The sequence below is a fragment of the Achromobacter pulmonis genome (assembly GCF_002885955.2).
Taxonomy (GTDB): domain Bacteria; phylum Pseudomonadota; class Gammaproteobacteria; order Burkholderiales; family Burkholderiaceae_B; genus Achromobacter; species Achromobacter pulmonis_A.
Map to the genome: position 1 here is coordinate 1 of NZ_POQS01000028.1, position 4,360 is coordinate 4,360.

The 4,360-nt window shown below is 62.0% G+C and carries 6 protein-coding genes; all 6 read left to right on the forward strand.

Translation table 11 applies throughout. The annotated features are described in order from the left end of the window. Positions 1-18 precede the first annotated feature (18 nt). On the forward strand, positions 19-501 hold the full coding sequence (locus C1I89_RS33455; RefSeq protein ID WP_102776403.1) for a hypothetical protein: 483 nt from the start codon (positions 19-21) through the stop codon (positions 499-501). 5 nt (positions 502-506) lie between these two features. Beyond that, positions 507-791 (forward strand): hypothetical protein, encoded by a 285-nt coding sequence (locus tag C1I89_RS33460; RefSeq protein WP_011886415.1) that lies wholly within the window; start codon positions 507-509, stop codon positions 789-791. A 1-nt stretch (position 792) separates the two neighbouring features. Then, positions 793-1,596 (forward strand): ATP-binding protein, encoded by an 804-nt coding sequence (locus C1I89_RS33465; protein ID WP_102776404.1) that lies wholly within the window; start codon positions 793-795, stop codon positions 1,594-1,596. A gap of 14 nt (positions 1,597-1,610) precedes the next feature. After that, on the forward strand, positions 1,611-2,231 hold the full coding sequence (locus tag C1I89_RS33470) for a hypothetical protein (protein ID WP_011886413.1): 621 nt from the start codon (positions 1,611-1,613) through the stop codon (positions 2,229-2,231). 12 nt (positions 2,232-2,243) lie between these two features. Then, positions 2,244-3,926 (forward strand): DEAD/DEAH box helicase, encoded by a 1,683-nt coding sequence (locus tag C1I89_RS33475; protein ID WP_102776405.1) that lies wholly within the window; start codon positions 2,244-2,246, stop codon positions 3,924-3,926. 167 nt (positions 3,927-4,093) lie between these two features. Then, on the forward strand, positions 4,094-4,360 hold a 267-nt coding region (locus tag C1I89_RS35530; protein WP_258231583.1), incomplete at its 3' end, for a DUF6511 domain-containing protein.

Here is a 4,360-nt window from a genome sequence, read left to right on the forward strand (position 1 = left end):
GATGGCAGGAGGTGTGGCATGAACCTGCGCCATCTGCCCTCTCAGCATGAAGATGTGCTGTCCATCCCGGTGACCGAACTGGCCGCGTTCGATGCCCGCAGCCTGTTCCAGCTGAAGACGCTGGTCGCCGACCGCCTGGCCACTGCCAAGGCTGAAGTCGATCACATCGAACACGCCCTGAACTTGAAGTATGCCGAGCGCGCTAAGCATCTGCGCATGGTCGCAGGCAAAGACAGCGGTGTGGTGCATTTCGACGATGGCGAGGTGCGCATCACGGCCGACCTGCCCAAGAAAGTCGAATGGGATCAGGCGCTGCTGGCCAACCTGGAGGCACGCATTGCTGCCAACGGCGACAACCCCCGCGAATTTATCGACATCAGCTATCGCGTCTCAGAGACCAAGTTCTCCGCCTGGGCCAGTGCCCTGCGCGAGCAATTCATTCCCGCACGAACCGTGAAGGTGGGCAAGCCCAGCTTCCGTCTCGCCCTGCTTTCGGAGTAATCACCATGTTCAAAAACCTCATCGAATCCCTGCGCAAAAAAACCTTGTCCCTGTCGGACCTGCCGGAAACCATCCGCGTCCCGGGCCACGCCGGGCAGACCGACATCGACCGCCTTCCCCTCGATCAGGCATCCGTCGATGACCTGGCCTTCGCTATCCAGGGCCTGGAAGCCCGCTCGTCTGAGATCTCCTGCCAGTTGCATTCCTTGCGCCGCCTGCACGATCTGGCCCGCGCCCGGGGCGCGCTCGGCACGGACAAGGTCACAGAGATCTTTGGTGGGGAGGTTTGATATGAGCTTTCCCTTCATCACCGCCGAGCAGCGCCTCGCAGAAAAGCGTGGCTCCAAGGGCGTCATTCTTGGGCCATCAGGTGTGGGCAAAACCACGCTGCTCAAAACCTCCGATGCGACCCGCACCCTGTTCATTGACCTGGAGGCTGGCGATCTGGCCGTGCTGGATTGGCCTGGCGACAGCGTGCGGCCACGCACCTGGCAGGAATGCCGCGATCTTGCCTGCTACATCGGCGGCCCGAACCCCGCGCTGCGTGACGACCAGTCCTACAGCCAGGCGCATTACGACCAAGTGTGTGCCTTGTATGGCAATCCCGCCATGCTGGCCAAGTACTCGCTGATCTTCGTGGACTCGATCACGGTTGCGGGGCGCCTGTGTCTGCAGTGGGCCAAGGGGCAGCCGCAGGCCTTCTCCGAAAAAACCGGCAAGCCCGACACGCGTGGTGCTTATGGCCTGCATGCCAGCGAACTGGTCGGGTGGCTCACCCAGTTGCAGCATGTCCGTGACAAGGACATCTGGCTGGTCGGAATCCTCGACGAAAAGCTCGATGACTTCAACCGCAAGGTGTTCAGCCCTCAGATCGAAGGCTCCAAAGCCGCGCTGGAACTGCCCGGCATTGTCGATCAGGTCATCTCGATGGTGGTGCTCAAGTCGGATGACGGCACCCCTTATCGCGCCTTCGTCTGCCAGCACATCAACCCCTGGGGCTACCCCGCCAAAGACCGTTCCGGACGACTGGAAGTCGTCGAGGAGCCGCATCTGGGCCGCCTCATTTCCAAGATCACTGCGCCGCGCGCGCAATAAGCAGGAGAGTATTCATGAACAGCTACAGCAACAACGCCGCCTGGAATGACTTCAACGATGCCGAAGACCAGCGCGAGTACGCCCTGATCCCACCCAAAACCCTGGCCAAGGTCATCATGGCCATTCGCCCGGGTGGGTATGACGATCCGAGCCAAGGCTGGACTGGCGGTTACGCGACCCGTTCCGACAAGACCGGTGCGATCTATCTCAACGCTAAGTTCACCATTCTGGAAGGACCGTTTGCCAAACGCGTGGTGTTCGGGCTGATTGGCCTGTCCAGTCCCAAGGGCCCGGAGTGGACCCATATCGGGCGAAGCTTCCTCCGCGCCATTCTGAACTCGGCGCGAGGCATCCATCCGGCAGACAACTCGCCACAGGCGCAGAGTGCGCGCCGCATCAAGGGCTTTGCCGATCTGGATGGTGTGGAGTTTGTCGCCCGCATTGATGTCGAGAAGGATCAGAACGGCGACGACAAGAACGTGATCAAGGCCGCCATTCAGCCGGATCACAAAGAGTATGCCGTGCTGATGGGGCAGCCGATGCGCACCCCAAGCCAAGCGCCTTCGGCTCCCACCGGTACGCCCCCTATGACATCGGCGCCGGCCGTTCCCACTCGTCCTGCCTGGGCGCAATAAGGAGGACTACCCATGATGCTGCGTCCTCGGCAGCGGGAATTCGTCACCCGCTGCGTCACGGCTCTCAAGGCCCATGGCAACACCCTCGGTGTGGCGCCGACCGGTGCAGGCAAGACGATCTGCCTGTCCGGAACCGCCGGGGAGTTTCTTCAACATCCGGACGCCAAGGCCTGCATCTTGGCGCACCGCGACGAATTGACCGCACAAAACCTGAGCAAGTTTGGCCGCGTCAATCCGCACGTCAGCACCTCGGTCTTCGATGCGCATCAGAAATCGTGGTCGGGTCAGGCCACCTTCGCCATGGTGCAAACCTTGGCACGCAACCTCGAGAAGATGCCCACGCTGGACATGCTGGTGATCGACGAGGCTCACCACTGCGCGGCGCCCACCTACCGACTGGTCATCGACTCGGTCCTGGCCAAGAACCCGCATGCGCTGATTTATGGCGTGACCGCCACGCCTAATCGCGGGGACGGCAAGGGCCTGCGCGAGGTGTTCTCCAACGTGGCGGACCAGATCCGGCTGGGCGAACTGATTCGCTCTGGCCATCTGGTGCCACCGCGCACCTTCGTGGTCGATGTCGGCACGCGCGACGCGCTCGACGGCGTTCGCAAACTGACCGACGACTACGACATGAATGCCGTGGCGTCGATCATGAACACCACGCCTGTCAATGCGGCGGTGGTCCAGCATTGGCAGGCGCATGCCGCCCGTCGCAAGACCATTGCCTTTGCCGCCACCGTCGATCACGCCTATGCGGTTTGCCATGCATTCATTGCAGCAGGGGTGAAGGCCGCCGTGGTTCATGGCGAGATGACCCCTGCAGAACGTCAGTCCACGCTGAGGTCCTATGAATCCGGCGATGTAACGGTGCTGGTCAATGTCACCGTGCTCACAGAAGGGTACGACTACACGCCCACCTCCTGCATCGTGCTGCTGCGCCCCAGCTCCTACAAGTCCACGTTGATCCAGATGGTCGGACGCGGCCTGCGCGTGGTCGACCCTGCCGAGCACCCTGGCGTCATCAAGACCGATTGCGTAGTGCTGGACTTCGGCACCGCCTCCCTGCGCCATGGCAGTCTGGAGCAGGAAGTCGATCTGGATGGTTTTGCCGGTGATGGCGAGGCGCCGACCAAGCGCTGCCCGCAGTGCGATGCAGAAGTGCCGATGGCCAGTCGCGAGTGTCCGCTCTGTGGCCACAGCTTTGCCAAGGCGATCGAGGAAGCGCGTCACCAAATCAGCGATTTTGTGATGACCGAAATCGATCTGCTCAAGCGCTCCAACTTCGCCTGGTGCGACCTTTTCGGCGACGACTGCGCGCTGCTGGCCACCGGTTTCAAAGCCTGGGCGGGTGTCTTCTTCCTGGGTGGGCGTTGGTACGCGGTGGGTGGTGCCGAAAAACTGCCCGCCCGCTTGCTGGGTGCAGGGGAACGCACGGTGTGTTTGGCCCAGGCCAATGACTGGCTCAACGACCAGGAAGTTGACGATGCTGCTCACAAGACCCGCCGCTGGTTGCAGGAGTCGCCCACACCTGGGCAACTGCGTTACCTGCCTGCGCCGCTGCGCGCGGATTTCAGCCTGACCCGCTATCAGGTCTCAGCGCTGTTGACCTTCCAGTTCAACAAGGCGGCCATTCAGCGCCTGGTTACCGCAGCCAACGATGCGGTGATGGCCGAGTTTCGGGAGGCTGCGTGAGATGTGCTGTGTGTTCCCGTCAAGCCAAAGGCCTGGGGTATTTCAACCCACGCTTACGGCGTTCCGACCCCCGCCGCTACAACGACCGGTGGGTGTTCTGCTCCATGCGGTGCCAGAACGTCTTTTCCCGACTGATGGAGCGCCTGACCCCGTTTCAGGAGGACGCCGTGATTGACCCCAGCGACATGGAGATCGCCGCTATGCGATCGGCACTCGGCCCCTTAGGCGAGTACGTCGCCTCCATCGGCATGGATCGCCCTTTAGCCGACTACGGCAAGGACGAAGTCCTGCGCCTGGTGGAGGTCGTGGTCGACGCCTATCAGGCCCACATGTTGGCCGAGCACGAACGCATGGTCGAGCGCGATCGCACTTTCTTTGAACAACTCGCCAGCCGCAAGGCCACTGCCAGCACGGGTGGCGATCACCACAGGATT

Coding starts and splice junctions, on each gene's coding strand:
- C1I89_RS33455 (WP_102776403.1), top strand. CDS start 19: ATGAACCTGCGCCATCTGCCCTCTCAGCATGAAGATGTGCTGTCCATC.
- C1I89_RS33460 (WP_011886415.1), top strand. CDS start 507: ATGTTCAAAAACCTCATCGAATCCCTGCGCAAAAAAACCTTGTCCCTG.
- C1I89_RS33465 (WP_102776404.1), top strand. CDS start 793: ATGAGCTTTCCCTTCATCACCGCCGAGCAGCGCCTCGCAGAAAAGCGT.
- C1I89_RS33470 (WP_011886413.1), top strand. CDS start 1,611: ATGAACAGCTACAGCAACAACGCCGCCTGGAATGACTTCAACGATGCC.
- C1I89_RS33475 (WP_102776405.1), top strand. CDS start 2,244: ATGATGCTGCGTCCTCGGCAGCGGGAATTCGTCACCCGCTGCGTCACG.